The 799-nt window shown below is 73.0% G+C and carries 1 protein-coding gene; it reads right to left on the bottom strand.

Annotated features, from left to right (window positions below; all coding sequences use genetic code 11):
- Positions 1–776, bottom strand: a 776-nt coding sequence (locus O2L52_RS25285; RefSeq protein ID WP_270119060.1) for an MFS transporter, incomplete at its 3' end; no start/stop codon positions are given.
- Positions 777–799: the final 23 nt, after the last annotated feature.

Raw genomic sequence — 799 nt, 5'->3', positions numbered from 1 at the left:
GCGATACGGCCGAGGAGCTGTCCTGCGCCGCAGATGCCCAGGACCCATGCGGCGGTGGCGGTGTCCGTGCCGCGTCCGGTCATGAGCGGGACGAGGTACAGGTTCGAGGTGCTCATCGTGAAGGCGGCCAGCGCGATCGCTGCGGCCAGGGCGATGAACGTCGGCGAGGTGATGATCGTGCGGCGGTCGAGTGCGGTGGCCGCGTCGCCGCCGGTTTCGGCCGGGGCCTGGGGCCATGGCGGGTCGAGGGCTATGGCGTGGGCGGGGATCGTGAGGGCGGCGAGGATCGCCGCGAGCACGAGATAGACGCCGCGCCAGTCGAAGTGCGTCGTGAGGTAGGCGGTGAACGGCGCGTAGACGGTGCTGGCCAGGCCTCCGGCGAGGGTGAGGACGGTCAGGGCCTGGACGCGTTTGGGGCCGTACCAGGCGGTGATGGCGGCGAACGCGGGCTTGTAGAGGACGGCGGCCTGGGCGACGCCGGCGAGGATCCAGGCGGCGGTGAACGTCCACAGGTTCGGCGCGGTGGCGACGCCGACGAGCGCGACCGCGGCGAGTGCGGAGCCCGCGGTCATGACGAGACGAGGCCCCCGGCGGTCCAGGAGGTGCCCGACGACGATGCCGGCGAGTGCTGATGCGGCGAGCCCGGCGGAGAAGGCGCCCATGACGGCGGCGGTCGACCAGCCGGTGTCGGCGGTGATGTCGCCGAGCAGGACCGGGAGGGCGTAGAAGAGCACGCCCCAGCTGGTGATCTGGGTGGCGCACAAGGCGACGAGCACGCGCCGCGGCACCGGTGGGTGCG

This window comes from Glycomyces algeriensis, assembly GCF_027622855.1.
Lineage (GTDB): Bacteria > Actinomycetota > Actinomycetes > Mycobacteriales > Micromonosporaceae > Glycomyces > Glycomyces algeriensis.
Note: the sequence above shows the minus strand (reverse complement) of the source record. Positions and strands in the feature narration are given on the sequence as shown.